1 protein-coding gene is annotated in these 832 nt (G+C 75.7%); it reads left to right on the top strand.

Annotated features, from left to right (window positions below; all coding sequences use genetic code 11):
- Positions 1-832 (top strand): condensation domain-containing protein (locus tag ACFFNX_RS51545; protein ID WP_378213834.1); only part of this gene is annotated, 832 nt, incomplete at both ends.

Raw genomic sequence — 832 nt, 5'->3', positions numbered from 1 at the left:
CTGGCGGGGCTGGAGGAGCCGACCCGCGCCGCCCCCGCCGACGTGCGCTGCGAGCCCGTCGTCCCCGGTTCGGTCACCGGCCGGGTGGACGGCGACCTCGCCGGGTTCGCCCGCGCCCGGGGCGTGACCGTGAACACGGTCGTGCAGACCGCCTGGGCGCTCCTGCTCGGCCTGCTGACCGGCCGCGACGACGTGGTGTTCGGCGCGACCGTGTCCGGCCGCCCGCCCGAGCTGCCCGGCGTGGAGTCGATGATCGGCCTGTTCATCAACACCGTGCCCGTACGGGTCCGGCTGGATCCGGCCGAGCCGGTCGGCGACCTGCTCGCCCGCGTCCAGGACGAGCAGTCGGCCCTGATGGACCACCAGTACCTCGGGCTGGCCGAGGTCCAGCGGGCCGCCGGGATCGGCGAGCTGTTCGACACCCTGACGGTCTTCGAGAGCTATCCGTCCGAGGAGGACGAGCCGGTGCCCGGCCTGCGGGTGTCGGCGGGCACGGACACCGACGCGACCCACTACCCGCTCGTCCTCGTGGCCGAACCGGGCGAGCGGGTCTCCCTCGAACTGCGCCACCGCGAGGACGTGTTCGACGAGAAGGCGGCGCGGACCCTCCTGGGCCGCCTGACCCGCCTGCTCACCGCGATGGTGGACGCCCCCGACCGGCCCGTCGGCCGGCTCGACCCGCTCGGCCCCGAGGAACGACGCCGCATCCTCACCGGCTGGCGCGGCTCGGCCGAGGGCATCGCCCGCGTCACCTTCCCTGCGCGGTTCGCCGAGGTCGCCGCCGGGTCGCCCGACGCGGTCGCGGTCAGCTGCGAGGGCGCCGGGCTGACCT

Source organism: Actinoallomurus acaciae (assembly GCF_042429965.1).
In the GTDB taxonomy this organism is placed as follows: Bacteria; Actinomycetota; Actinomycetes; order Streptosporangiales; family Streptosporangiaceae; genus Actinoallomurus; species Actinoallomurus acaciae.
The sequence above is the reverse complement of the archived record's forward strand: the minus strand, read 5'-3'. Positions and strand labels throughout refer to the sequence as shown.